Source organism: Streptomyces sp. NPDC015220 (assembly GCF_043079345.1).
In the GTDB taxonomy this organism is placed as follows: domain Bacteria; phylum Actinomycetota; class Actinomycetes; order Streptomycetales; family Streptomycetaceae; genus Streptomyces.
In genome coordinates this window covers 13,633-37,654 of record NZ_JBIBUK010000037.1, presented here as the reverse complement: position 1 = coordinate 37,654, position 24,022 = coordinate 13,633, and the positions used below count along the sequence as shown (strand labels likewise).

Sequence of the window (24,022 nt, the reverse complement as noted above, 5' to 3'; positions counted from 1 at the left end):
GATCAGTTCGTAAAGCCCGTAGTCTGAACTCCTTGTGACGGCCGGCGTGGAGTGCGTGCAGGTTGCGGGCGGGAGGGGAGGGCGCGTGTCGACGACCGTACTGTCCGGACGCTATCGGCTGATCGGGCGGGTCGGTGCTGGTGGCATGGGTGTGGTCTGGCGGGCTGAGGACCTGGTGCTCCACCGCGAGGTCGCGGTCAAGACCGTGGCTGGTCCCGGGGTCACGGACGACGCCGCCCAGCGGTTGGAGCGCGAGGCGCGTGCCGCGGCCGGACTCTCCGACAATCCGCACGTGGTCACCGTCCACGACTTCGGGCGGGACGGTGACACGCTCTTCATCGTCATGGCACTCGTGGCCGGCCGCCCGCTCGACCGAATTCTGGCCGCGGACGGTCCGCCCGCCGCGGCTCGTGCCGTCGACTGGGCCCGCCAGGTCTGTCTGGCTCTGGAGGCGGCGCACGCTCAGGGGGTCGTCCACCGGGACATCAAGCCGGCGAACGCGATCCTGGGGCCGGACGGCACGATCCGCGTGCTGGACTTCGGAATCGCCTGGTTCCATCCCGATCTGGGTCTAGACCGGCTCAGCAGGGCCGGCGGCGTGCTGGGCAGTGTCCCCTGGATGTCGCCGGAACAGGCACGGGGGGAAGAGGTGGGACCCGCCTCCGACCTGTACTCATTGGGCTGCCTTCTGTATCAGCTTCTCACCGGGAAGCCGCCGTTCGGCGACCGGGAGGCACTCGCGCAGATCGTCGCGCACGCGTCGGAAGTGCCCGCGCCGCCCTCGGCGAGCAGCCCAGGTGCCCCCGCAGACCTGGACCTCCTGGTCGCGGAGCTGCTCGCCAAGTCCCCGGAGAACCGTCCCGCCTCGGCAGCCGAGACCGCCGCTCGGCTCGGGGCGCTGGCTCGGCAACTGGGCGCGGAGGAGACGGTCGGCCGACGCCCCGTGGAACCGCCACCGGTCCCGCCTGCCCCGTCCGCCCCCGCTCACCTCAAGGAGCGGCCCGTTTCACGCCGGACCGTGCTCTTTGGCGTGGTGGGCGTCGCGACGGTGTCCACGACTGTGGTGGTTGTACCCAAGGTGCTCAAGGGCAGCGCCGGCGACGACGGGAACGGCGAGAACGGCGGCAAGTCCGGTTCCCCGAAGGCTCTCACGCCACGTTGGAAGCAGGCCGTGTCCGAGGTTGCGATCGACGTGATCGGCGGGGACGTCCTCACCAAGGCTTCTGGCGAGGACAGGTGGGTACTGCGAGACCTGGGAACCGGCGAGGAACGCTGGCGGACCGATGAGGGTGCGCAGGATGTGCTGACAGGCCCAGGTGGCCGCCTCTACTTGAACGATTCCCATGCCAGCCTGTTACAGGTCGACCAGGCCGACGGTTCCACCCGATGGATGTTCACTCCGCTCCAGAAGAGCGATGTGACCAGCGGTCTCAGCGCCAAAGCGGCCAGGGACATCGTCTACGTGGCCTCGGGCCAGCACGTCTACGCGGTGTCGGCGGAGTCAGGCACAGAGGTCTGGCGGCACACGGGACGTGAACTGAGCGCCTACCTGTTGTTGTCGCAGGCGGACGGGCTGATCCTGGTCTGTGACAACTGGCAGACCTGGGTTGCCCTGGACCTTGATACGGGAGACGAGGTCTGGTCCTGGCAGTTCGCATCGCAGAGCGAGCCCGGCGAGAAGATCCTCGGATTTCACGGGGCTGTCGACAACCGCATCTATCTCCGGCTCGGAAATGACACCAAGGTGCTCGATCCCGCTTCGGGCAAGGTGCTCGCCACCTACGCGAATTGGACGGCGGAGCTGGTACCCGAGCTGAAGCTGTTTCTTGCGAACGACAGTGGGGGCCAGGGGGCGGCCGCATGGCGGGCCGGCAGCAACAGAGCCCTGTGGTCGGTACCGGACGCCGTGATCGTGGCGCTGCGCGGGGAGACCGTAGTGCTGCATCAGTACGACACCAAGACCAAACAAGGATCTCTGTCGGGGCGGGACGCCACCAGCGGCAAGGAGCAATGGCGTCACCGCGATTTGTTCATCCCTGCCGCATACAGCGACTTCCCGCCGTACCTTCCGGGCGACGCGCCGCTGATCGTCGCCGCTCTCGATGGTGATCACGACGCTTTTCAGAGCCTCGATCCAGTTACGGGGAACCTCGGTCCATTGCGCACGGTGGCCGAGTCGCGCGTGACCGATGTGCGGACCCTGGGCGGCAAGGTCTTCTTCAACGGTGCTGATCCGGAGGAGAAGCCGAAGAAGAATCGGCCCCCGGAAACCCCGAGACCGCACCGGCTCTTTGCATTCGACCCCGGGCAGTTCACCTGACCTCGGTCGTCCGTAATGCCAGTTGACAGGGCCAGACCCACCGGAAGGAGGCGGGTGCTGCGGACCGTCCTGGGTGGATAGCCACAGTCGTCAAGGACATGGGAAAGACAGGCAGTCGAGGCCGGGCTTCGCCCGGCCTTGGTTCCTTTGGTGACCATCACGTGCGGGTTGGCCGTCTGCCATGCCTCGCGGTGGGCCAGGCAGCGTTGCAGCACCGTCCAGGAGGCGGGATCCAGCACGGGACGGGATGGGGTCGCTTGCCGAGCCGGATCGTCTGAGCCGCCCCGTGGATGTCGGTGATCTCCAGCTTCCGGAGCTCGGCGCTGGAGGCACCATGCAGTAGAGCGAGCATGCCGAGCAGAAGTGGCTGAAGATCTGGGCATCCACGCGGGGACGCTGCACAGCTGGGTGTCGCGGGCGCGGCGCAACAGGTCGTCGCCTTGGTCGTGTCGACGATCAAGTTTTTCCCCAGGTTGGGCGGTTTGAGCGTCATGTAATTCCCTATCCCGGATTCTCCTGATTGGCCATGGGTAGGGCGGAGGTCGGGATCGAGGGACCTGGTCGTCGCGGAGCTGGTCAAGTTCTGCGCCCCGTGGTTCGGATGGCCGATGGGCAGCCCGGATGGCGAGGAGAACGTTCGTCGTGGTCGACATCACCGAGATCTACGTCCACTGGTACGCGGGCCGCTCGAAGAGCGAGCCGGGCCGTGGGCTCGATCGGGGAAGCCGGACGGAACACGGGGCGGCGGGCAGAGCGGGCGCGGTGGTCGGCGAGGCGGGCCGATGCGGTACACGGGGTATCGCGCGCCTGACCCACGCGTATTGGAGCCGGTCTCCCCCTGCTGCGGGCAGACAGGAGGGGGCGGCACACAGCCGCCCCGGCCTACGCGGGCCGGGGGCCGGGGTTGGTGCTGCACTCGCGCGGTCAGGCGGCCTGGGTGCCGGTGCGGGCGGCGAGTTGGGGGGCCATCGCCCTTTGGATGACGGCCGCGGTGAACTTCGGCGGCATCGCGTTGCCGATCTGCTCGTACTGCTTGGTCCGGAGGCCCTGGAAGGGATGGCCGGGCGGGAACGTCTGGAGCGTGGTCGCGTCGACGACGGACACCCGGATCATGTCCTTGCGGCCGCCGCGGTAGGCGGGCAGTTCGTCGGCGGCCATCAGCCGGGTTCTGACGATCCAGCGGCCCGCGTCGCTTTCTCCGTACAGGGTGGCGCGGCTTCCGGAGCCGCCGACGCAGGAGGGGTCCGGGCCACCGGCTGCGGTGCCGATCGCGACGGTGAGCGCGGGGCGCTGGGTCATCCCCCAGCCGAGCGCCTGGGCCGTCGACACCCAGGGCAGCAGATCCTGGTTGCCGCCGTCCTGGTCGGTGGTACGGCTGGAGCGGCGGTGGGTCGGGGCGGGCAGAGCCGCCTCGTCGTCTCGGCGGACCACCAGCACGGCGCGGGCGCGGGTCTGCGGGACGCCGTACTCCTCGGCGTTCATACGGGCGGTGACCACCGTGTAACCCTCGTTGCGCAGGATGAGGGCCATCGCCTCCCACGGGCAGTACGGTGGGGCACCTGCTCCAGCATCACTAAAATTTGATCGGCTGATCGAGGAGGGGCTGTGTGCCAGTTAGCCAGCGACTTACAACCCGGAAGATCTTGAGATCCTCGCCGAATGGTGCGAGGACGCCGAGACGGCCGTCCCCCTCTAGCCGTTTCCTGCTCCTGGGGGCTGCTGCCCTGGGCCACGTCGAACCAGGGCACTTTCTCTGGACCACCGATGAGGCCGGCCCCGATGGGTGGACTGTCACTGTGGCCTCTCGCAATGGCGGCTGGTGGCACTACGCCGGAGGCGCCGTTCAGTTCCTGGCGGACCTGATCAGCGGGTCTCTGGAGCTGTGGGAGTTGCCGTCGATGCGGCCTTCCGTCGAGGCTTCGGAGCGAACTGAGACGGTCTGCATCTGTCCGGGCGGCGGCGCGAGACGAGGGCGGCGGCCATGCCGACGCAGACGAGGAAGTGCGCAGCCTTGCGTTCGTGGCTCGCGGTTGGCGTCCTCGGCGGATATGTGGTTCAGGGCGTGTGGACGATGGCTCCGGAGACGAACCACTGCGGCGGATCCACGGCTGGGGTCGGCTGGTGGTGGCCTCAGGCCGGCTGTTGACCTCGACCGGGTCAAGGTGCCGCAGCTGCGGTGAAACGTTCTTCCGCTACTCCTCCTCTGTTCGCTTTGCCTCGCTACTCTCCTCTCGCCCGGTCCTGTACAGGAGAGGTACGTCCATGAGCGCCCCGGTCCACCGCACCTCAGCACGGCAGTCCGGGACTGTCCTGACGCCGGGTCGGCAGCGCTCGGACCGGATCCGGGCCGGGAGCGTGTCCGGCACCTCGGCGGAGCGCGCCCTCCTCGCGGTCCAGTCCAGCGCCGGCAACCGAGCCGCGACCGCGATGGTGCAGCGCGCCAGGAACGCGGCGAAGGGCAAGGCGCCGGAGAACGGCGACGCGTCCACCGGATCGAAGAGTTATCGCGACCGGATCGCCGCGATCCTCGACAGGCTCAAGAAGAATTTCGAATTCATCGACACCTTCGTCAAGGGCGTCCAGGTTCCCGCCAACGCGGGCTTCTCCCAGCACGCCTCCGCCACGGTCAACGACAGCCTCAAACACTCCGCCGCCGTCTCGGGGGGCGCCGCCGGCTCGGAGAGCCTCGTCGCCGAGACCATCGGCGCCATGCTCGGTGGCATGGAGGCAGCCAAAGCCAAGAAGGACGCCGAGAAGCACAAGAGCGGGGCCGCCTTTCACGGGGCGGACAAGAAGTTCACCTCCAAAACGAGCGAGGCGGTCGTCAGTGCCGCCAGCGCGGGAAACAACGCCCTCGGTGTCGCCAAGGAGCTGACCAAGGCCGAGAAGGCGGCGCACGCCATGGAAGCGGCCGAGGTGAGCGGTATCGGCTCCAGTGTCGTCGGCGCGGTGAAGGGAGCGCGTGCCGCGCGCCGCTTCGGACTGACGGCCCGCAAATACCATGCCCTGCAGGGCATCGAGAAGCCCGACCGCAACGACGAGGGGGCCCTGGCCCGGCTGAACCAGGCGCGGGAGAACGCCGAATGGGCCGCGGCCGAGGCATACGTCGCGCTGGATGCCCAGTGGGGCCACGAGGGCGAGGACAGGCTGGAGCGCGTGTCCGAAGCCATCGACGCGGCCTGGGCAGCGATGGGCGACGCCCGTGACGCCGCCAGGGACGTCCGGCGCGCCGAAGACGTGAACACGATGAACACGGTGCTCACGTACGCGCTCGCCAAGCAGCGCAACAAGATGGGCAAGCAGGCGTTCACAGCCGTGGGCGAGTCCACCAAGGCCGCGGGCGGCGTTGTGACGGCGATCGCCGCCACAGCGGGAGGAGCCGGACTGGCGAGCAACCCGATCGGCTGGGGCCTCGCCGCGGGTGCGGCCGGCCTCATCCTCGGCGTCACCGCCTACAAGGCGGCCCGTGCGGGCATGAAGCGCTACGACGGGGCCCGCCACCCCGAACGCTGGGCGGCGGAGGGCGAGACCCCGGGGGAGCCCGCCTCCCGCGAGGACGCGCTGAAGGAGGCCCTGAAATTCTGGAAGAAGGTGGAGAACGGCGAACGCCAGGCCATGGCGCGCAGAATCTATGCCTTGGCGGCGGGTCCGGACATCAAGGGCAGCGGCGACACGACGGCCGAGATGCGCGAGTCGGCCAGAGTCCTCCTGATCGCACTCAAAGCAGGACCCGCCAACCAGCGACTGACCCCTGAGGCGTGGGAGGACTCTCTCAACGACCCGGCGAAGACCGCCGCTTGGGTCAAGGAGATAGCGGAACAGCTGTCCTCGGCGTGACCGGGAAGCACGACCGCGTCGCTCGCCGGGTGCGGTGGCCGCGCGCATGGGATCGCCGCGCGGCACGGACCCGGGCGGCCAGGGCTCCGGCGGCGAGGCGGGCCCGCTCGTACGGGGGCGCGGACCGCTTGCGGGTCAGCGGGCGCAGCACGGCCTGGTCCTCGGCGTCGGCCGGGCACAGGGCGCGCAGGTCGGCTGTCATCCTCCGGCCGCGTCCGACGGGGCGGGTGTGGCCGTCGACGGCCGCCTGCACGATCCGTTCGTCCAGGCCGGCTTCGTGGGGACGGCCTGGCAGGCCAGCGCGTAGGCGGCCCGCTCCCCTGGCGCGTGCCCGTGCTTCTCTTCGTACTTGGCGGTGAGGACGGGCAGCGCGTCCTCGATCTGCCGGCGGCGGGTGGACTGCCAGCCGATCCGAACAGCAGGAAGATCCTCTGTCCTGACCGGATCCACTCCGCGCCCGCCCAGCACGCTGCGGCGGCGTGCCGCTGCGAGCAACTCGTCACGCGCTCTGCGAACGACATGCCGGGACGACTCGCGGAGCGGGCAATCCCAGGTCGGTAGCCCGTGCTGAAAGGACTCGCGGTGCCCTCACCCACTAGGTCGCGGACACAGGCCGGACGCCGGTGCTACTGCAGATCGTCGAGGAGCCCGTCCAGGGCCTTCTTGAGGGCTGCGGCATTGGCCGGATCGAACCAGGTGGTGCGGATGCGCTCGTTGTTTCCTTTGGGTGTCTCGTGGTCGGCGGCGAGTCGGTGCAGGGGGCGGGTCTCGTCACTCAGGGAGCGGCCGACGTTCTGGAAGAGGCCGCGTACGTACCGGTCGGCGGCGTCGGGGGCGATGCCGTGGCCGGTGGCCCACTCAGTGAGCGTGGCCAGGTAGGCGTAGTGAGCGGTGAGTGTCCCGGTCAATGAGGAGAAGACGTTGAAGGCGTCCTCGTCCGCGGCGGGGAGCACTCCGCCCAGCTGTTCAAAGAGAGAGTCCACCACTGGGTGCGAGGGGCAGGTCACGGTGACGGAGCGGCGCTCGCGCACGGCAGGCAGCGGGATGGCGCGGACGATCGGGGCGCCGGTCGAGAGGGTTCCGCGCAGGTCGTCGGTGGCGACGCCGGCCATCAGGTTGACAACGGTCATGTCGTCGTCGATCTTCAGCCCGGCGAGTGCATCGAGGTGGTCCTGGCGCCGCACGGCGATGATCACCACCTCGGAGCGGTCCACCACCTCCTGGTTGCCGGCGCACACATGGACGCCCTCGAAACGCTCGGACAGTTCGGCGGCCGTGCGGGCCCCCCGGGGAGAGAGAAAGACGTCGGGCGACGCACCGCCCCCGTTGCGCAGGCCCTCGACGATGGCCCGGCCGATCTCGCCCACTCCGATGATGCCGATGCGCTGCACTGTGCCTTCCTCCATGGTGTGCGGTGGTTTTTGCCGTGTTGGTTCGGGTCTGTATGGTCGTGATGGTTGCCGTCGCCCTCGCTTGCGGAGCCGAACGGAGGCGGCGTCACGTCAGTCGCGGTCTTCTCCACAGCAGTGCGACCGCGACGTCGCCTGCCAGGCAGGGCATCATCCCAGCCCATCGCCAGCGGAAGGCCGGTCTCGCCTCAGGTGTCCCTGGTGAGCAGCCCGGTCAGTCCGAGGCCCGCGCCGATCACGGACATCACGGTCGCGGTGGGGCGGGCCCACCGCTTGCCTGCCCTGACAGCCCAAGCCGTCGTGAGCCAGGCGAGGACGCCGAGCACTCCGAGGACGGACAACACGACCAGGTAGGTGGTGACGACCGAGTCGACCCGCGCTCGGGAGTACGTGGGGTAGCCGGCCCGGATGTGGTCGGCCAGCAGATGGGTGGTGGCGCAGTCGACGTACGGGGCGATCGTCGCAAGGCAAGTCAGCGCGAGGCCCGCGTACAGTGCTCGCAGCGCCCCGCGTGCACAGGGTGGGTTCGTCATCAGGGTGCTTTTCTTCGTGGGCCGATCAGTGCGGTGCCGTGGTCGCTGTACCGGGCCTCGTGGCCCGCTGTCGGGCACGGCGGAGTCGATGTCGCTGAGGTTGTTCGCGATCAGGTGCAGATCGAGGGCAGCCAGTTGTCGCGCAGACGCGGGCAGCGGGAGCCGGGCCTCGACGGTACGGCGAACTCCGGACTTGGTGGCCGGCACGTTCCGGTCGTGGTAGGGCGCGGGGGTCTAACCGAGGAGTTCCTCGTTCACTCCGTCGCCGAAGAAGTCGCCGATGCCGCACATCGTGCCACCCGCATCGAGCGCCCCTCGTGCAGTTGCCGCGGCCTCGTGCAGCTGCGGTGCCGTAACTGCCGGTCATGTCCATGAACCGCGGGTGGGACGGCACGGTTCTGCGTCATCGGGTGCGACGGTGGGCACGCAGAGCATTCTTTCGTCACTGTGCCAGGGCCGTGCGGAGGAACTGGAGGATATCCGTCTGAGCGGCCTCGGCCTGGGGTTCCACGCCGGGCAGCGTGAGGAACGCGTGCTTTGCGCCCGGGTATTCGCAGAGTTGGACGGGCGTGCCGGCCGCACGCAGCCGATCGGCGAAGCGGCGGCCGTGGTCGGCGACCGCGTCCGAGGTGGGCACCACCACGAGCGCCGGGGCAAGCCCCCTCAGGTTGTGCGCGTACAGCGGCGAGACCGTGCGGGCGTCGTATCCCGGCGGGACGGAGAGCTGCCGGAGGAAGCGCAGTAGCGGCAGGGCCCGGGTCGGGCTGTAGGCGTACTCCGTCATCGAGGCGTAGTCGAACATCGTCCTCGTCACGTCGGTTACCGGGTTGACCAGCACCTGCGCCCTGAGCTCCATGCCCGCCTCTCGGGCCCGGACGGCCGTCAGGGCGCTGATCAGCGCGCCACAGCTCTCGCCGAACACCGCTGTGCGTGCCGGGTCGGCGCCCCACCGCGCGGCGTGCCGCACCACGTGCACGAGCACGTCCCAGCCGTCCTCGACGGCGTTCGCGAGCGGGCTGCCGGGGGCGAGGAGGCGGTGCTCGACGGAGACGACGAGCGCGGGCAGTCGGGCGGCGAGATGGCTGTTGGTCCAGTCGCACTGCGCCGCCGTGCCCACGAAGCCGCCTCCGTGGACATGGACCACGAGCGGCAAGTCGGTCCGGACAGTGGCCTCGCCGTTTCCGGTCAGGGCCGGCCGGTAGACCCGGACCGGTAGGTCGCGGCCGGGGAGCGCGATCTCCTGCCAGTCGATCGCGGCACCGGGGTGCGGCTCCCCCAGGATGCTTCGCGCCGCGCCCGAGGCCCGGAAGCGGTTCTCCGCGTCGCGATAGGCGAGCAGTTCCTCGGTTGTCATCGCCGAGAAGTCCGGCTCCGGGGGCCGTGTGACAGTCGTGGTCTCACCCATGTGTCCTTCTCCCCTCCCGGCCAAGTCCCGGGTCAGGCTTCGTGGTTGAAGTGCATCGCCCTTATTGTGCACGCACCGCGTGCATCGGCAAGTGCATAGGTTAGACTCAAGCTTGGCGAGAGGGGCGAGATGACGGGCCGACGGCGATGGTCGACCGAGGAGATCCTGGACACGGCGGCAGAACTGCTGCGCACGAGCGACGCCGAGTCGTTCAGCGTGCGCAAGCTCGCCGCGGCGCTCGGGACCGACTCCTCCAGTCTCTACCGGCACTTCCGCAACAAGACCGAGCTGCTGCGAGCGGTCGCCGACCAGATCCTGTTGGCCGCCATGGACGGTTACCAGTCCGAGGGCGACTGGAAGCAGCGCGTCACCGCCCTCGCCCTGCATCTGCGCGAGGCCTTCGGCGAGCAGCTCCAACTCGCCGCGGTGTGGGGACGCTACGGGTCGGGCGGCACCGGTTCCCGTCTGGTCATGGAGGAGTTGCTGCAGGCCCTGCGCGCGTCAGGCCTGCCCGACGAGGACGTCCCGGCACGCTACCACCGCATCGTGATCCTCCTCGCCGCGCTGATCTCCTCCGAGGCCGGGATCGGCACCCTCACCTCCAAGGAGTACGAACAGGGCATGGAGCAGTTCCGCGTCGCGGTGCTCGGCGCCGACCCCGAGCGCTTCCCCGCTCTCGCCCACTTCGCCCGCGACATCCGCCCGCTCGGAGCAGACCGCCGCGCCGCGTTCGAGGAGATCCTCGCCGCCCACCTCGCCGACATCGAGGCCCATATCCCCCTGCCGTGACGAACTACGGGTGCGATGCGGCCAGGCCAAGCCGCTGCCGCAGGCCGAGCCCCAGCCGCCCGAGCAGCGATCCGGAGAACACACCGGCCCGCCCGAGGCCGGTCCGCCGTTCGGCGAGCCGGGCCACCGAATACTGTGCCGGGTCGACGGCGACGGTGGCGTCGCCGGTCGCGCCGACGGAGGTGCCGACGACGAGGTCAGGGTGCATGGCCGCGGCGAACAGCGCCTTCAGCATGCCGACCCCATAGGCGCCGAGAGCACCGCCGGCGCCCAGTACGAAGGCACGGGTCGGCGGGCGGGCCGGGCCGGCTGTCCTTTGTGGACGAAGGGTGCCCCGGCCTTGCGCCGCCAATCGCCGGGGAACCATCCGGGCGGGAGAGCCGCGTTGCCCGGTGCTCCGCGGCGTACCGCTCGGCGGGCGCCATGGGGGCGGAGCCGCGGGAGGCAGGCGCGCCTCCTGTCAGCGGGGCGGCGGTCCCGGCAGGACGCGCTGGAGGGCTTCCCAGCTGATGTGGCTGGCTCTCTCGGCCGCTTCGGCCTTACCGCCGCCGCGCAAGCCGAACAAACGTTTGGCGATGAGCAGATAGACGCTGATCGCCGCGTTGATGATCAGGGTGAGCACCTTGGTCGGCGTGACGCGTCCTTGGGCCAGCTCGTAGATCTCCGGCACGAGCAGGACGGTGGTGGCTACGAAGGTCAGGTACTCCGCCCAGCGCTTGGTCAGCCACAGCCCGACCGCCTCGACGCCTTCGAGCACCGCGTAGGCGCCGAGAACGAGTCCGACAGCCCACAAGGTCGACGAACGGGTGGCGAAGGCCTTGCCAAGTTCGCCCAGCAGTCCCTGTCCGGCTCTGCCTGTCGGCCCGCCGACGCCGTTCTGCGGCAGGTCCATCGTCCGGTAGAAGGGGCCCCTCAGGTAGCGGCGTTCGTGCGCGAGGACGAGGACGGCGATCGAGAGGACAGCCAGCACCAGGAAGTGGACCAAGCGGTCGAGCGCGATCAGGCGGAGCACGTAACGGTCTCGCAGCGGCTTCCCGCGCAGCGGGATCTCGGTCTCCTCGCGCCCGGGTGGCAACTCCCGGCCCGAATGCGCCGCCGGCCGCACCACCGGCAGCCAGGCGTCACAGCGCAGGCACCGGTGCCAGCGAAGTCCGTCCCCGTAATCCCTGACCAGCAGCGCGTCCTCGCCGCGCACCTGTGCCGCGTCCGTTCCCTCCAGACGGTGGCCCCGCCGTGCGCACTCCAGGAGTTCGTACCAGAAGAACGCGTGTCGCAGGGGGGCGGAATCGTAGCGGGGTCTTCGGTCATGGACCGTATCGTCGCGCCTCAGTGGCACCGGCACGGCCCGACCGCGCCGTGGTTCACCCCGGCGCAGGCCAACGTCGCGAGGCTGCTGGAGGTGCCGGGCCGGCCCGAGCGGGGACTGCCGCGCGGGCGGGCAGGCAACGGTGGTAGGCCTCGCACCGCGCCGGCGGCGCCGGGTTCACTGCCGGGCTCCGGTCACTGCTGATGGTCATGGCTCAAGGGCAGGCGGTCCGGAAGACCGCCCGGGGCCCTCGCGCCGCGTCAGCGCGCGCTCACGCACCTCGCCGGCGGCGGCCGTGTCAGCGCCACATGTAACCGAAGAACCAGCCGAGCACCGAAACGGCCTCCTCCGTCAGTTCCGGGTGGCGCTTGTGCATCTCCCCGCGGAAGTGCGCGGTGCCGGAGGACAGGTTGTGGCCCGCCCACTCGATGTCGAACGCCGCGGCCTCACCGACGATCTCCTTCGCGTAGGCCACCAGCTCCGGGCCCTCCTGCCGTCCGAACCGGGCCAGCACCGCGCCTTCGTCCCGCTGTGGGGAGGACGACTCGCCCCGCCCCGGGAACACCGTGATCGCGGCGCTACCTTTCGAGAAGCAGGTCGGTGACGGGCACCATTCGGAGGCTGTTGTTTGGACCGACGATGACTTTGAGGGCTGGAAAGTAGTCAAGAAGGAGGCAGCGGCCACATGGGGGCACGACGCCTCGGCCGCGGCCACCGACGGCGACGATGGTGTCCAGGTCATAGGCGCCCTGGGCGGCAGCGGCGCCGATCAGGACCAGCTCCGCGCAGGGGCCTCCGGTGAAGTGATAGGCGTTCACCGCGGTGGATCGACGCCTTCGGCTTCGGAGGGATCAACGCCGTCGCGATCGTGGAGGCAGCCCGATGACCAGCACGATCACCGCGCACACCAGGAGGGGCCCGAAAGCCCGGGAGGTCGTCGTCACGGGCATCGGCTCGGCCCTGCCCGGAGTCGCGACGTACAGCGACCTCCTCGGACCCCTGCCGGGGGTGGGCGGCTTCGACCCGGCCACCGGACTCACCGGACGCGAGCTGCGCCACAAGGACCGTGCCTCGCGGCTCGCCCTGCGCGCCGCCGAGTTCGCCCTCCACGACGCGGGACTGACCGACGCCGACAGCACGTTCACGGGCGCTGCCGAGGCCACCACCGTCGTGGTCAGCACCAACCTGGGCAACGCGGACAGCATATGCAAAGCCACCGACACCGTCGCCCGAGCAGGCGTCATGGGCCTCAGCCCCTTGGGCCTCCCCCAGACATCCAGCAACGTCATCTGAGATCGAAGATCGACCTGGAGTCGTGTCCGCGTGCCACCCTGCCTGATCAACGTCCTCGCGTGCCACTGCGAAGACGCTGATGCATCCGGCCTGCCCGTCCGCGGCGCGGCCCTGCGCGCGGCCTTGGCGGCGGTTCAGGCGGCCGACGTGATCGCTCGGGTGACGGCCGTGATCGCCGGGGCGGGGTGGCCGGAGAGGCGTGCCACGAGCACCCGGCGGATCTCGGGGGGTGCGCCGTCGACGCGCAGCAGACTCACCCCGGGCGGCAGCACCGGTGAGAGCTCGGACGGCACCGTGGTCACGCCGAAGCCGCCCGCGACCAGATGGAGCTTCGTCAGCCAGTCGCGCGCGGAGTGGACGACGCGCGGCCGTCCGGGCAGGCCGGGCCAGACGCCGAGCAGCGGCTCGGAGTTCGACGACGGGGTGGCGATCCACGCGGCGTCGACCAACTCGTCGACGTGCACCGTGGTGCGTCCGGCGAAGTCTCCGGTCGAAGCCACCGCCACGACCAGTTCGGTGTCCGCGACGGTCTCGAGGTGCAGGCGCGGCAACTCGCTGTCGAAGGGCCGGTGGGGTGGGCGGGAGGTCAGCACGGCGAGGTCGAGCGAGCCCGCGCGCAGCGCCCGGATCAGGGTGGGTGTGGTGCCCTCGCGGGTGGTGACCGTGATCTGCGGGTCGGCCGCCGCGAGGTGCAAGAGTGCGACGGGCAGGATCGTCGAGCCCGCGCTCAGGACTGCCCCGAGCCGCACCAGTTCGGTCCGGGCAACGGTGCCGGTGAGCTCACGCTCGGCCGCTGCGAGTGAGGCGAGGACCGTATGGGCGTGCCGCAGCAGGGTCAAGCCGGATGGGGTGAGTCGTACCCCGTCCGGGCGGCGTTCGAACAGGGTGGTGCCGGCGCTGCGTTCGAGGGCGGCGGCCTGGCGTGAGACGGCCGACTGTGTGTAGCCGAGTCGGTCGGCTGCCGCGGTGAAGCTGCCGGACTCGGCGATCTGCCGCAGGACCCGCAGTCCGGTGCTGGAGATATCCATGCAGCCTACGCATACCATAGATGCGAGATCATCGCTTCCCGCATGGCCTGTCACGCTCCTAGTGTCGATCCCACGAGCACGGACGAACACGGAGGTCATCACGTGCGAGCAGCAGTTCTGGCGCAGTTCGGCGCCCCACTCATGGTGCGGGAGGCGCCGGACCCCGAGGCCGGGGGCGGTGAGGTGGTGGTCGAGGTCCTTGCCGCCAACGTGGCGCCCTACGCGGCCGAAGTCTTCAGCGGCAAGCGGAAGTACCCCCTCGTCCCTCCCGTCGTGCCCGGTGTCGGCGCGGTGGGGCGGATCGTCCACATCGGCCCTGACGCCACCCGGCTGCGGGTCGGCGACCTGGTGTGGTGCGACTCGACGGTGCGCTCGCGGGACGACGTCCTGACGCCCGACATCACGCTCCAGGGCTGGAGCTCGCGCGGCGAGGGCGGCGCGCGGCTCGCCGAGTACATGCACGACGGCGCGTTCGCCGAGCTCATGCGGGTCCCGACGGAGAACGTCTTCCCGCTGCCCGCCGCGGCAGGGGACGATCCGGCCCGCTGGGCCGCACTCACCGTGCACGCCATCTCCTACGGCGGGCTGCTGGCGGGCGGCCTCGCAGCCGGCGAGACGCTGCTCGTCAGCGGGTCCACCGGCAACCTCGGCAGCAGCGCGGTCGCGGTCGCGCTTGCAATGGGCGCGGGCCGCGTGGTCGCCCCCGGCCGCAACCAGGCCGCGCTCGACCTCCTCGCCGACCGGTTCGGTCCGCGTCTGCGCCCGATCCCGCTGACCGGAGACGAGGCCACCGACCGCGCGGCGATGTCCGCGGCAGCCGACGCCCCGATCGACATGGTGATCGACATGCTCCCGCCGAGCGCACCCAGCTCGGCCTCGCGCGCGGCAGCCATGGTCGTGCGCGAGTACGGCCGGGTCGTCCTCATGGGCGGCGTCGGCATGCTCGGTGGTGACGACCTCGCGCTCCCGTACCCATGGATCATGCGCAACTCGATCACCGTGCGCGGGCAGTGGATGTACCCGCGCGCCGCCAACATCGGCATCATCCGGCTCCGGGCCTCGGGCGCTTTGGATCTCGCCCCCGAACGGGTCCGCTCGTTCGGCCTCGACGCCGTCAACGACTCCATCGCGTACGCCGCCGCGCACGGTGGCCCGTTCGACCGCACCAGCCTCACCCCATCGGCCGGCTGACAAGGCCCACTGATCACCACCCGCTCAGGGCTGATGCGCTCTCAGACGTCATCCGCTCCGAACGTGATCGTTCGGTTCGGCCTGGGTGGGAATGAGTGGTGCCTCGCGGCGGGAGAGATGGGTGTGTTCGTCCGCTCTTCTCGGTCGTGGAGGTGGCTGATGCCGTCGGTGATCGCTCTGTTGGAGGCTCGGGAGACGGGGATCCGGGAGGAGGTGGCGCGGTTGCGTGCCGCGCTCGATGAGGCGGAACGTGCGCTTCAGCGTCTGGTGGATGCCCGGGTCACGGTGACGGAGGTGCTGACCGTGGCGCCGGCCCCGGCGCCGGGGTCTTCGCTGAAGGGGGCGGTTGCGGGATCGACGGTGCCGCACCGGACCGAGGGCATGGCGGTATCCGTGCCGGCAGTGGATTACCAGCACATCGTGGAACTGCTGGAGTCGGACGTCGGGCGGGAGGGTATGCGCTGTCAGCAGCTGGCTGCGGCGCTGGGGCTCCAGGTGGTGCCGGCGAAGGTCGAGGGGGTGCGGTCGAAGGCGAAACGGCTGGCGGAGCGGGGCTGGATCCGGCAGGTGCGGCCGGGGGTGTTCACCGCTTCGCCGCAGAGCGGCTGAACCCTGCCGAGTGCCGGCCGGCGAGGCGGCCGCTCATGAGCATCGTCATCGACCACAGCACCATGGCCTCGTGCATGACGGGCAGCGTCTCGTAGTCCCGGACGAGACGACGTGAACGCATGAGCCAGCTGAGCGTCCTTTCCACCACCCACCTGCGCGGCAGCACCACGAACCCACTCGTGTCTTCGGTACGTCGGACGATCTTCAGGGTGAGACGGAGGTTCTCGGCCGCCCAGTCGACCAGCCGTCCCGCGTATCCGCCGTCCGCCCACACCAGGCGGATCGAGAAGTACTTCGTGCGCAGCCCGTCGAGCAGTCCGACAGCGGCATCGCGGTCCTGGACACTCGCCGCGGTCGCCGTGACGGCCAGGACGAGGCCGAGGCAGTCGACCACCAGGTGCCGCTTGCGGCCGCCCACCTTCTTCCCGCCGTCCCAGCCGGACGTCGAGCGCGGGATGTTCGCAGCCGCCCGCACGGACTGCGGGTCCACGATCGCGGCCGTCGGGTCCACCGCGCGGCCTTCCTTCTCCCGCACGCGGTCGCGCAGCCGGTCGTGGAACTCGCCGAGCAGACCCGCCACCTGCCAGCGTCGGGCGAAAGCGTGCGCCCGCCGGTACGGCGGGAAATCCGCCGGAAGACCGGCCCACTTGACGCCGTTGTCGACCACGTAGCGCACCGCGTCCAACATCACGCGGTGGCAATAGCTCTCCGGCCGGCCTCACCGGCCCTGGAACCATGCCGGAACCCGCAGCAACGGCCGGACGACCTGTCACTCCGCGTCCGTCGGATCCGAGCCGTAACACCGCACACGTTCCGGCCCGTCAGCCGCATTGCCGAACCTGTGCGCGAGACAGCCACACGATGGAGACGGCGAGTTGGACTCCACGGAAGCGACCACGAAAGACTGCAGCAACAGGGCCTCCCGGTGCTCGTTGGCTTCGACAACCCCGAGCTACCGCGAGGCCCTGCCTTCATGCACCGACCGCACCCCGATCACCCGAACAAGACCCCTGTTCGACCCCACAACCTGCTGATCGGTATGCGGATGACGTCTTACTCCAGCGGTTCGTGGTTGACCCAGATGACCTTGTACGGGTGGCGGCCCTGCCATCGCTTGATGAGGTCGACTGCCCCGGGCATGGTGAAGGTTGCGTTGAGGGCGTCGAGGTCGGTCAGGCACAGTTGCAGGATGGCGCTAGCGACGGCTACGGGGGCGTGGTCGTCGCCCGGGACGCGGATGTGATGCCGGGCCGCGACCGACTTGACCAGACCGGACCCCGTCACGAGTTCCTCGAACTCCTTGAGGTACTGGTTCAGCTCACTTTCGGGAATCGGATTGTCGAACGCAACGATCATCGTGTGGTGAATCATGCCTCTAGGGAACAGGCGTTTCTCCCGCCCGTCCAAGATCTGTCCGTTCTCGTTCTATGCCTGCTGGGAATGGATTGGGCGGTAGTCTTTCGGCATGGCCGAGCTGGAGACCCGCGAGCTGGAGTACTTCGTCGCCGTGGCCGAGGAGCTGCACTTCGGTCGCGCCGCGGCGTGCCTGGGGATCGCGCAGCCGGCTCTGTCCAAGGCGGTCCGGCGCCTGGAATCCAGGATCGGGGTGAAGCTGCTGGAGCGCTCCAGCAGGAACGTCACCCTCACACCCGCCGGCGAGGCGCTCCTGCATCATGGCCGGCACGCACTCAATGCCGTCAGTGCGGCCGTCGAGAAGGCCCGCAGGGCCGGTGATCGGCAAGCCCGTCTGCGCCTGGTGATCAAACCCGGCGGTGACGCGAACCTGCTGTCCGGCATCTTGGCTGCCTACGGCGGGCGGCCCGACGCCCGCCAGGTGGACATCCTCTTCGGCGGAGCCACGGACCGCGCCGATTACGTCCGCGATGGCCGCGCTGATGTCGCCCTGCTGTACGCGCCGTTCGACGACATGACCGGCCTGGACCACGAAACTCTTACGGTCGAAGGGCGCGTCGCGATCCTGCCGCCGGACCACCGGCTCGCCTCCCGCTCGCAGGTCACGCTCGCCGATCTTGCCCAGGAGACTCTGCCACGCTGGAAAGGCGTACGCTGGACCGGAGCGCCCGAGGCTGGGCAGGGGCCCGAGGTGACGGACCTGGCCGAAGCCCTGCACATGATCAGACTGGGACGTACCATCGCGATGCTTCCCCGTTCGCTGGCCCAGCCCATGCACTCCGACCTCGCCTACCGGCCCGTGATCGACGCCCCCAACAGCGAACTGGTCCTTGCATGGTCGCAGGACAACCGCCGTCCCCTGGTCGCCTCCTTCGTCATCGCAGCCGTAGACGCTGCCCGGGCGACTTGAGGATGCGAATGAAGCTCCGCCATCTTGAAGTGGCCGGTCAACGGGGTGGCGTGACCCCGTTTCGGGGTGCTCGTGCTGGTCGTGGGCGGCAGTCTGGGGTGTAGATCGTCTGGCAGGGCGGTTTTGCGGTGATTTCACCGGGTCATTTGGGAGCCACCGCTCCGGTGCGAGTGGGAGCCAGAGTTGGGCTGTTCGTGGTGGTGATGTACTCGCGTGCGGTGGGTGTTCTCCGGCGAGTTCGGGAGCCGCTGATCGGGTGACGTTCCCAGCGGAGCGGGGTGTCTGGAGCCGCAGCCGTGGGGGTTTCGATATGTTCCGGGGGTGGGTCCTGGGCTGCCTCCCTGACAAGACGTGGCCGGGGCCCGTCTTTGTTCAGGCCCCGGACGGGAAGCTCTCGTCGGGAGTCTCCGTCGGCGGGATGCTGTGGTCGCGGCGGCATTCCATCAGCAGATGTGTCCCCTGCCGGCTGACCTGGCGGAAGCCCGCTTTTGTCCAGGCCCGGATGGCGTGGGTGTTGGATGCTTCGGGATCGACGGTCACCTGCGTCCAGTCCAGGACCGTATGAAGATGCCGGACGAGTGCGCGGGCGGCGTCGGGGCCGAGGCCTTTGCCCTGGGCCTGGGGCAGGAGGATCATGTCGATGCCGCCCTGGCCGGGGCCTGTGGGCGCGTACTGGGCATAGCCGACCGGGATGGTCTGGGCGAGGATCAGGAAGGACTCCACGTCGGGGCGGCGTCGTCCCGTGTACTTCGCGGCGACTTCGTCGCGGGTGAGGGGCTGCCCGCCCCAGTTCCGTACGAATTCCGGGTCGGCGAACCAGTCGGCGAGTAGAGGCAGATGTGCTTCGGTGGCCGGGATGAGGCAGGTCAGGTCGCCTTCGATGACGCTGTTTTCCTGCTTGTCGTGCATTGCTGTGCCTCTCCCGGCGGGCGTTCTTCCGGGTTCATTGTCCTGGGAAGAGGGATTCCTGGGTGGCCTGGAAGCGGTAGGACTCGGTGCCGGTCTGGATCAGGGTGCAGCGGAAGGTGATCCGGTCGGCGATGGCCGCGCAGAGCCGGGCATCACCGAAGGTCTTGTCCCACTCGGTGAACGGTGAGTTCGTCGCGACCGCGGTGGCTTTGCTTCCTCACGCTCGGTGAAGATCTGGAACAGCAGCTTGGCGCCCTTGCGGTCCAGGTTGAGGTAGCCGAACTCGTCCAGGCACAGAAGATCGATCTTGCTGTAGCGGGCGATGACCGAGGACAGGCGGCGGTTGCCGTCGGCCTCGGCGAGCTCGTTGACCAGCGCACTGGTGGTCGTGTAGCGGACCGAGAGGCCGGTCTCGGCGATCGCGGTGCCGATCCCGATCAGCAGGCGGGACTTGCCGGTGCCGGAGTCGCCGATCAGCACGAGGGGGCGTCCCTCTTGACCAGCAGGATCTCCAGGTAGTGATCCAGGATGTCGTGGTAGGTGTATCGGCGCGTCAGCCGCGGGTGACGGGCGACGACCTTGCGCCCGTCGAAGACCCACAGCTCGTTCGCCCGCAGTTTCACCCGCACCTTGGTCCCGATGAACTTCGCCGGGACCGAGTAGTAGCACTGCCGGACCGTGATCCGCGAGTTGCGTGCGACGGTGGGAGTCAGGTCGATCCCGCAGTCGTAGTCGTCCGCAGGCAGCGGCCGCAGCCTCTCCCGCTCGGCCTCAACGTCGTCGACACCGATGCTGAGCAAGATCCGCGACGCTTCCCGGTCCCCCGGGTTCGCCTTGGCCACCAGCCCGAGGTCGGTGTCGCCGATGCGCAAGCCGAGGTAGAAGACCGGGCCTTCCTCCGGCACCCGGAAGATCTCCTCGGCGCCGAACAATTTCGTATAGAAGCCGAGCAGGACGTCGTGGTCGGCAGTCAAGATCACTGGCTGGATGGTGGACATGGCACTCCAGTCGATCACCCCGATGACCGCACCTGACAGTCTGCCCCTGCACGCCCTCGCCGAGGAGAACCTTGCCGCGGCGAGTCCCGATCTGCCGCGCGCGATGATCAAGACATTCGCTGACGCGCTCATGTCGGCGGAGGCCGACGCGCTCTGCAACGCCGAGTACGGGCAGGTCAGCGACGAACGCGTCAACCACCGCAACGGCTACCGCCCACGCGATAGGCGCGGCGAGGACGGCGGCGGGCCCGATGGTGCCGGGGCGGCGCGCTTCGGTGCCCCAGAGCCGTCCGCGTCAGCCGTGCGCCCGTGATCAGCGCGCCGGCCTGGCCCCGCTGCCAGGCCCCCCGACCGGTCTCGGCAGCCCGGCGGCGGGACCGGACCGTGCGAAGCCGGCCGTCAGCGTCGGTAGCCGGTAGCGGTGCAGGCGCCGACCACCCACCCGTGACGCCCGCGGGCGGGACCGGACATGACTTCACCGTCGGCCCACCAGACGTCATCGACCGTGCGCCAGCACTGCGCATAGAGGTCGGTGCCCCTCGGCAGGACGGTCAGCACACGGGCGCGCGTGCCGCGGTCCCCACGCAGTCGGACGGCGTCCGTGGTGTGCAGCTGCACTGCGGCAGCCTTCGTGTTGCACGCCTTGGGGCGGGGACCCCATGCGTCGGCGTCGGCCGTCGCCGGGGAGGTGCACACCACTGTCATGGAAGGGCCCGAACGGCAGCCCCAGGCTCGAGTGGGAGATCGACTACAGCAGACTGAACGAGTTCAACGCCCTGACCGTCGCCCGTACCTGGATACCCAAGCCGTGAGGAGGCTGAGTGCCATGCCCCCGACACTCCATCAGGAGTACGACGTCCGTGTGCTCGCGGTACGGCCCTGGGGGCTGGACGTGGTGCTCCCGGACGGCACCGCGGGCCTGATCGACAACACGAAGGACCCGCGCTGGCCGGACGGCGACCAGCAGGCGGCTGTCGGAACGGTGGTCCGCGCCGTCGTCCTGGACGACGAACGGGACCCCGTCCGGATGAGCGCCCTCGACGACGACCGGGCCGTCGCCCAGGTCCTGCGGGATGCCGCGGGTCGTTAGCCGCGGGGCCCAGGGGCCGTGCTCCCGGGAGAGATCCCGGGAACGGGGCCCTCGGCGTGAGGGGCCGGGCCACCGCCGGCGTGACGTTGGCCGTGAACAGACATGCTCCGGCGAGGGCCAGTGACGGTTCGGCCGGGGCCGCCCGACGCGGGTCCGCGGCTGTACGTGCGCGGGTGCCATGCGGTCGAGGTCGCCTTGATCTTCTTCGGCCGGCCGGAGTTGTCGACGTCGACCCTCTGCACCGTCCCGCCCGGGTAGGCGGTCGTGGTGCGGACGTCGTTGTTGTTGTACTTGTACGTCGTCACCGTGCGGGGGTCCTTCAGCTCGGCGAGCTTGTTGACCTCGTTCCAGGTGTAGTCGAGAAGACGCTGGTAGCCGCGACTGTGGGCCGGTGCGTCGGTGGTCTCCAGGACGGCACCGATGGGACTGACGGCTGCTGCGGCTAGGGTGTCGCGGTGCGTGTCGACGCCGATGACGCCGTCGACGTGTTCTGCGAGCATGGTCACGCGGTTGTTCTCCTCCGGGCGGACGGACCGTGGTCGGCGTCGGCCTGGGTGGAATCACCACGTGGCGGAACTGTGATGAGTCACGCCGTGAGGCGGCGGACAAGCTGCTGATCAATCCAACGGGTGGGCCGCCGACGCCCGCGTCCGGCAGACATCTCGGGGGAACGGCAGTCCCTGACGGGACGCCAGTTGTTTCGCGAGTCATGCCGGATCACGAGCGCCGAGCCTGGGCCTGGACGTCGGCAAGCAGACCCATCACGGCCACGGTCTGCGGCCGGGAAGACGGTCTTCGACAAGCCGCTGCCGAACGGCGAACCGAAGCTGCGGGCGGTCTTCGACAAGCTGAAGGCCAAGTTCGGCACCGTCCTTGTGGTCGTGGACCAGCCCGCCTCCATCGGCGCCCTGCCGCTGACCGTCGCCCGGGACGCTGGCTGCCAGGTCGCCTACCACGAAGTCGCTGGCCGCCGTCCACGAACAACGCCGGGCCCTGGAGACCAGGATCGAGGCACTGCTGGAGGCTCACCCTCTTTCCCAGGTCCTGACCTCGATGCCCCGCATCGGCGTCAGGACCGCCGCAGTCCTCCTGACCACCGTCGGCGACGGCGGCTCCTTCCCGAGCGCCGCCCACCCGGGGTCATGCATCGGGCTGTGCCTCTCATCCAGCGCGGTCAGGAGACGGCCTTGTCGAGGACGTCGGCGAGTTCGGCGGGCGCGGACAGCATCGGCCAGTGCCCGGTGGGCAGGTCGAAGCGCTGCCACGGCGGCTGGTTCAGGTAGGCCAGCATCGGCACCCCGGCATCCAGCAGCCCCATGAAGTCATGGCACGCGATCAGGACACGGACCACACCGGGACCGGGCTCGGCCGGGCCGTCGAGACGCTGGGTGAAGGCGCCAAATGGCTGAGGGGTGGCACGCGCGCGCAGAGCGTCCCGCTGGCCCTCATCGAGCCCGTCGAGGCTGCTGGACAAGCCCAGGACCTCAAACGGCGGCATCGGCAGCCGCCATCCGTCGCCGGAAGCGGAGACCTGGTGACGTAGCTGGTCCGCTGCCTGCGGTGGCATGAGGTCGAGCATGCACATGCCCGCTGCGAATGGGGCGCTGTCCACGTAGATCACGCGTTCCAGCCGGTCGCCGAGACGTCCGGCTGCCCCGGTGACCGGGGCAGCCGCGTAGCTGTGGGCGACCAGCGTGACGTCGCGCAGATCGTTCCGCTCGACGAATCCGGTGATGTCCGCGATGTGCGTGTCCAGGTCCGTCTCGGGTCCGCCCTGGTCTGCGTGCTCGGCCAGGCCCGTCAGTGTCAGCGGCAGCGCCGTGTGGCCGTGCTCCCGCAGAGCTCGGGCGGTGTCTTCCCAGACCCATGCCCCGAGCCAGGCGCCGGGAACGAGTACGAAAGTGGCCATGTGATCTCCCTGAAGTGAGGTGCTGCGGGGAGCGTAAAGTCGATACAGGACAGAATCCGCCCTGAAATGCCGAGTGATCCATGTCGCATCCCCTGACCCGTGTGCTGACCCTGCTGGAACTCCTCCAGTCCAACCCCCGGCTCACCGGGATGGAGCTGGCCGAACGGCTGGACACCGACGTCCGCACCGTGCGCCGGTACACCGCGCACCTGCGGGAACTGGGCATCCCCGTGGAGGCCGAACGCGGCCGCTACGGCGGCTACCGGCTGGCCCGCGGCTACCGCATGCCACCTCTGGTCCTCACCAACGACGAGGCTCTCGCCGTCGTTCTTGGCCTGCTCGCGGCAGAACGTCTGGGCATGGGCACCGCCGCGCCGGCCAGTGCCGGCGCCTTGGCCAAGATCGAGCGGGTGCTTCCGCACGCCCTGCGCGAACCGCTCGCCGCCATGCGGGACACCCTGTCCTTCACCGCCGACGCCGTGATCGGGCAGGCACCTGGAACCGGCGTCCTGCTGGCACTGGCCCAGGCCTCCCGCGCCCACACGACCATCGGTATCAGCCACCAGTCCTGGCGCCAGGAACACACCGAACGCGACATCGACCCTTACGGCGTGGTCTTCCACACCGGCCGCTGGTACGTCGTCGGCCACGATCACCTCCGCGACAGCCTGCGTACCTTCCGCATCGACCGCATCGCCTCCGTCACCGCTCGAGCCGACCGCTTCACTGCACCCGACGGCTTCAACCCCGTCGCCCACCTGACCTCGACCCTCGCTCAGGGGCCCTACCGCTGGCAGGTCGAGGTGACGATCCATGGCCCCCTCGATATGATCGCCCGCCGGCTACCCCGTTCAGCGGTGACCCTCACCGCCCAGCCCACCGGCGTCCTGATGCACGCGCGGGCAGAACGGCTGGACGGTATGGCCCACATGCTCGCCTCCCTGGAATGGCCCTTCACCATCCACCATCCCGACGAACTACGGCAGGCGCTCAAGAATCTGGCCGCCCAACTCACCGCAGCCGCCCAGCGGAAACCGGAAGAACTACCGCAGTAAAGCCGGATTTACTGCGGC

24 protein-coding genes and 6 pseudogenes are annotated in these 24,022 nt (G+C 69.6%); 11 read left to right on the top strand and 19 right to left on the bottom strand.

Going from position 1 to position 24,022, the window contains the following annotated elements:
* Positions 1-85 precede the first annotated feature (85 nt).
* Complete coding sequence (locus ACF061_RS37545) at positions 86-2,320, top strand: protein kinase (protein WP_392271504.1); 2,235 nt, start codon at positions 86-88, stop codon at positions 2,318-2,320.
* A 924-nt stretch (positions 2,321-3,244) separates the two neighbouring features.
* Here the strand turns inward: ACF061_RS37545 and ACF061_RS37540 are convergent.
* Positions 3,245-3,850 carry a DNA cytosine methyltransferase gene (locus ACF061_RS37540; protein ID WP_392271503.1) on the bottom strand — a complete coding sequence of 202 codons (606 nt, stop codon included), beginning with the start codon at positions 3,848-3,850 and terminating at the stop codon, positions 3,245-3,247.
* 732 nt (positions 3,851-4,582) lie between these two features.
* On the opposite strand from ACF061_RS37540, the gene ACF061_RS37535 reads away from it, so the two are divergent.
* A complete protein-coding gene (locus ACF061_RS37535) occupies positions 4,583-6,157 on the top strand; it encodes a hypothetical protein (RefSeq protein WP_392271502.1) in 1,575 nt (524 codons plus the stop codon).
* Between the two features lie 25 nt (positions 6,158-6,182).
* On the opposite strand, the pseudogene ACF061_RS37530 reads toward ACF061_RS37535, so the two are convergent.
* The 4 genes and pseudogenes from ACF061_RS37530 to ACF061_RS37515 form a co-directional block, all read right to left on the bottom strand.
* A pseudogene (locus ACF061_RS37530) lies at positions 6,183-6,568 on the bottom strand (conjugal transfer protein TraA); the annotation flags it as partial.
* A 215-nt stretch (positions 6,569-6,783) separates the two neighbouring features.
* Positions 6,784-7,563: an NAD(P)-binding domain-containing protein gene (locus ACF061_RS37525; RefSeq protein ID WP_392271501.1), complete on the bottom strand. Its 780-nt coding sequence runs from the start codon at positions 7,561-7,563 to the stop codon at positions 6,784-6,786.
* A gap of 191 nt (positions 7,564-7,754) precedes the next feature.
* Positions 7,755-8,099 carry a hypothetical protein gene (locus ACF061_RS37520; RefSeq protein WP_392271500.1) on the bottom strand — a complete coding sequence of 115 codons (345 nt, stop codon included), beginning with the start codon at positions 8,097-8,099 and terminating at the stop codon, positions 7,755-7,757.
* A 442-nt stretch (positions 8,100-8,541) separates the two neighbouring features.
* The gene (locus ACF061_RS37515; protein WP_392271499.1) at positions 8,542-9,504 is read right to left on the bottom strand and encodes an alpha/beta hydrolase; all 963 of its coding nucleotides are present in this window, start codon (positions 9,502-9,504) and stop codon (positions 8,542-8,544) included.
* A gap of 129 nt (positions 9,505-9,633) precedes the next feature.
* Here ACF061_RS37515 and ACF061_RS37510 point away from each other — a divergent pair, with 129 nt between their 5' ends.
* The gene (locus ACF061_RS37510; protein WP_392271498.1) at positions 9,634-10,293 is read left to right on the top strand and encodes a TetR/AcrR family transcriptional regulator; all 660 of its coding nucleotides are present in this window, start codon (positions 9,634-9,636) and stop codon (positions 10,291-10,293) included.
* Positions 10,294-10,297: 4 nt separating this feature from the next.
* On the opposite strand, the gene ACF061_RS37505 is transcribed toward ACF061_RS37510, so the two are convergent.
* The 4 genes and pseudogenes from ACF061_RS37505 to ACF061_RS37490 all read right to left on the bottom strand — a co-directional run.
* On the bottom strand, positions 10,298-10,660 hold the full coding sequence (locus ACF061_RS37505) for a patatin-like phospholipase family protein (RefSeq protein WP_392271497.1): 363 nt from the start codon (positions 10,658-10,660) through the stop codon (positions 10,298-10,300).
* Positions 10,661-10,753: 93 nt separating this feature from the next.
* The gene (locus ACF061_RS37500) at positions 10,754-11,635 is read right to left on the bottom strand and encodes a DUF2127 domain-containing protein (RefSeq protein ID WP_392271496.1); all 882 of its coding nucleotides are present in this window, start codon (positions 11,633-11,635) and stop codon (positions 10,754-10,756) included.
* A gap of 262 nt (positions 11,636-11,897) precedes the next feature.
* Positions 11,898-12,113: a hypothetical protein gene (locus tag ACF061_RS37495; RefSeq protein ID WP_392271495.1), complete on the bottom strand. Its 216-nt coding sequence runs from the start codon at positions 12,111-12,113 to the stop codon at positions 11,898-11,900.
* A 64-nt stretch (positions 12,114-12,177) separates the two neighbouring features.
* A pseudogene (locus ACF061_RS37490) lies at positions 12,178-12,423 on the bottom strand (cytidine deaminase); the annotation flags it as partial.
* 58 nt (positions 12,424-12,481) lie between these two features.
* Between ACF061_RS37490 and ACF061_RS37485 the strand changes: the two are divergent.
* Positions 12,482-12,892: a beta-ketoacyl synthase N-terminal-like domain-containing protein gene (locus tag ACF061_RS37485; protein WP_392271494.1), complete on the top strand. Its 411-nt coding sequence runs from the start codon at positions 12,482-12,484 to the stop codon at positions 12,890-12,892.
* A gap of 134 nt (positions 12,893-13,026) precedes the next feature.
* On the opposite strand, the gene ACF061_RS37480 is transcribed toward ACF061_RS37485, so the two are convergent.
* Positions 13,027-13,920, bottom strand: coding sequence for a LysR family transcriptional regulator (locus ACF061_RS37480; RefSeq protein ID WP_392271493.1), 894 nt, complete (start codon positions 13,918-13,920; stop codon positions 13,027-13,029).
* 102 nt (positions 13,921-14,022) lie between these two features.
* Here ACF061_RS37480 and ACF061_RS37475 point away from each other — a divergent pair, with 102 nt between their 5' ends.
* The gene (locus ACF061_RS37475; RefSeq protein ID WP_392271492.1) at positions 14,023-15,111 is read left to right on the top strand and encodes an alcohol dehydrogenase catalytic domain-containing protein; all 1,089 of its coding nucleotides are present in this window, start codon (positions 14,023-14,025) and stop codon (positions 15,109-15,111) included.
* Positions 15,112-15,270: 159 nt separating this feature from the next.
* On the top strand, positions 15,271-15,720 hold the full coding sequence (locus tag ACF061_RS37470) for a hypothetical protein (protein ID WP_392271491.1): 450 nt from the start codon (positions 15,271-15,273) through the stop codon (positions 15,718-15,720).
* On the opposite strand, the pseudogene ACF061_RS37465 reads toward ACF061_RS37470, so the two are convergent.
* Positions 15,695-16,426 (bottom strand): annotated as a pseudogene (locus ACF061_RS37465) (IS5 family transposase); the annotation flags it as partial. The gene ACF061_RS37470 and the pseudogene ACF061_RS37465 overlap by 26 nt on opposite strands.
* A gap of 347 nt (positions 16,427-16,773) precedes the next feature.
* Positions 16,774-17,076: a hypothetical protein gene (locus tag ACF061_RS37460; protein WP_392271490.1), complete on the bottom strand. Its 303-nt coding sequence runs from the start codon at positions 17,074-17,076 to the stop codon at positions 16,774-16,776.
* Positions 17,077-17,185: 109 nt separating this feature from the next.
* On the opposite strand from ACF061_RS37460, the gene ACF061_RS37455 reads away from it, so the two are divergent.
* Positions 17,186-18,043: a LysR family transcriptional regulator gene (locus ACF061_RS37455; protein WP_392271489.1), complete on the top strand. Its 858-nt coding sequence runs from the start codon at positions 17,186-17,188 to the stop codon at positions 18,041-18,043.
* 372 nt (positions 18,044-18,415) lie between these two features.
* On the opposite strand, the gene ACF061_RS37450 is transcribed toward ACF061_RS37455, so the two are convergent.
* The 4 genes and pseudogenes from ACF061_RS37450 to ACF061_RS37435 form a co-directional block, all read right to left on the bottom strand.
* Positions 18,416-18,952, bottom strand: coding sequence for a GNAT family N-acetyltransferase (locus ACF061_RS37450; RefSeq protein ID WP_392271488.1), 537 nt, complete (start codon positions 18,950-18,952; stop codon positions 18,416-18,418).
* A gap of 34 nt (positions 18,953-18,986) precedes the next feature.
* Positions 18,987-19,432: pseudogene (locus ACF061_RS37445) on the bottom strand (ATP-binding protein).
* Positions 19,426-19,698, bottom strand: a complete 273-nt coding sequence (locus ACF061_RS37440; protein WP_392271528.1) for a hypothetical protein — start codon at positions 19,696-19,698, stop codon at positions 19,426-19,428. Before ACF061_RS37440 ends, ACF061_RS37445 begins: the two are co-directional and overlap by 7 nt.
* Positions 19,696-19,950 (bottom strand): annotated as a pseudogene (locus tag ACF061_RS37435) (VOC family protein); the annotation flags it as partial. The gene ACF061_RS37440 and the pseudogene ACF061_RS37435, both read right to left, overlap by 3 nt.
* Between ACF061_RS37435 and ACF061_RS37430 the strand changes: the two are divergent.
* On the top strand, positions 19,940-20,263 hold the full coding sequence (locus tag ACF061_RS37430; protein ID WP_392271487.1) for a transposase: 324 nt from the start codon (positions 19,940-19,942) through the stop codon (positions 20,261-20,263). The pseudogene ACF061_RS37435 and the gene ACF061_RS37430 sit on opposite strands and share 11 nt — an antisense overlap.
* Positions 20,264-20,349: 86 nt before the next feature.
* Here ACF061_RS37430 and ACF061_RS37425 read toward each other — a convergent pair whose 3' ends face one another.
* Positions 20,350-20,568 carry a hypothetical protein gene (locus ACF061_RS37425; RefSeq protein WP_392271486.1) on the bottom strand — a complete coding sequence of 73 codons (219 nt, stop codon included), beginning with the start codon at positions 20,566-20,568 and terminating at the stop codon, positions 20,350-20,352.
* Between the two features lie 208 nt (positions 20,569-20,776).
* On the opposite strand from ACF061_RS37425, the gene ACF061_RS37420 reads away from it, so the two are divergent.
* On the top strand, positions 20,777-21,040 hold the full coding sequence (locus ACF061_RS37420; RefSeq protein WP_392271485.1) for a hypothetical protein: 264 nt from the start codon (positions 20,777-20,779) through the stop codon (positions 21,038-21,040).
* Here ACF061_RS37420 and ACF061_RS37415 read toward each other — a convergent pair.
* A complete protein-coding gene (locus tag ACF061_RS37415) occupies positions 21,037-21,546 on the bottom strand; it encodes a hypothetical protein (protein WP_392271484.1) in 510 nt (169 codons plus the stop codon). The genes ACF061_RS37420 and ACF061_RS37415 overlap by 4 nt on opposite strands.
* A gap of 226 nt (positions 21,547-21,772) precedes the next feature.
* Between ACF061_RS37415 and ACF061_RS37410 the strand changes: the two are divergent.
* Positions 21,773-22,273: pseudogene (locus ACF061_RS37410) on the top strand (transposase); the annotation flags it as partial.
* On the opposite strand, the gene ACF061_RS37405 reads toward ACF061_RS37410, so the two are convergent.
* A complete protein-coding gene (locus ACF061_RS37405; protein ID WP_392271483.1) occupies positions 22,215-22,949 on the bottom strand; it encodes an alpha/beta fold hydrolase in 735 nt (244 codons plus the stop codon). The pseudogene ACF061_RS37410 and the gene ACF061_RS37405 overlap by 59 nt on opposite strands.
* Before the next feature lie 80 nt (positions 22,950-23,029).
* On the opposite strand from ACF061_RS37405, the gene ACF061_RS37400 reads away from it, so the two are divergent.
* Positions 23,030-24,004, top strand: a complete 975-nt coding sequence (locus tag ACF061_RS37400; RefSeq protein ID WP_392271482.1) for a helix-turn-helix transcriptional regulator — start codon at positions 23,030-23,032, stop codon at positions 24,002-24,004.
* Positions 24,005-24,022 lie beyond the last annotated feature (18 nt).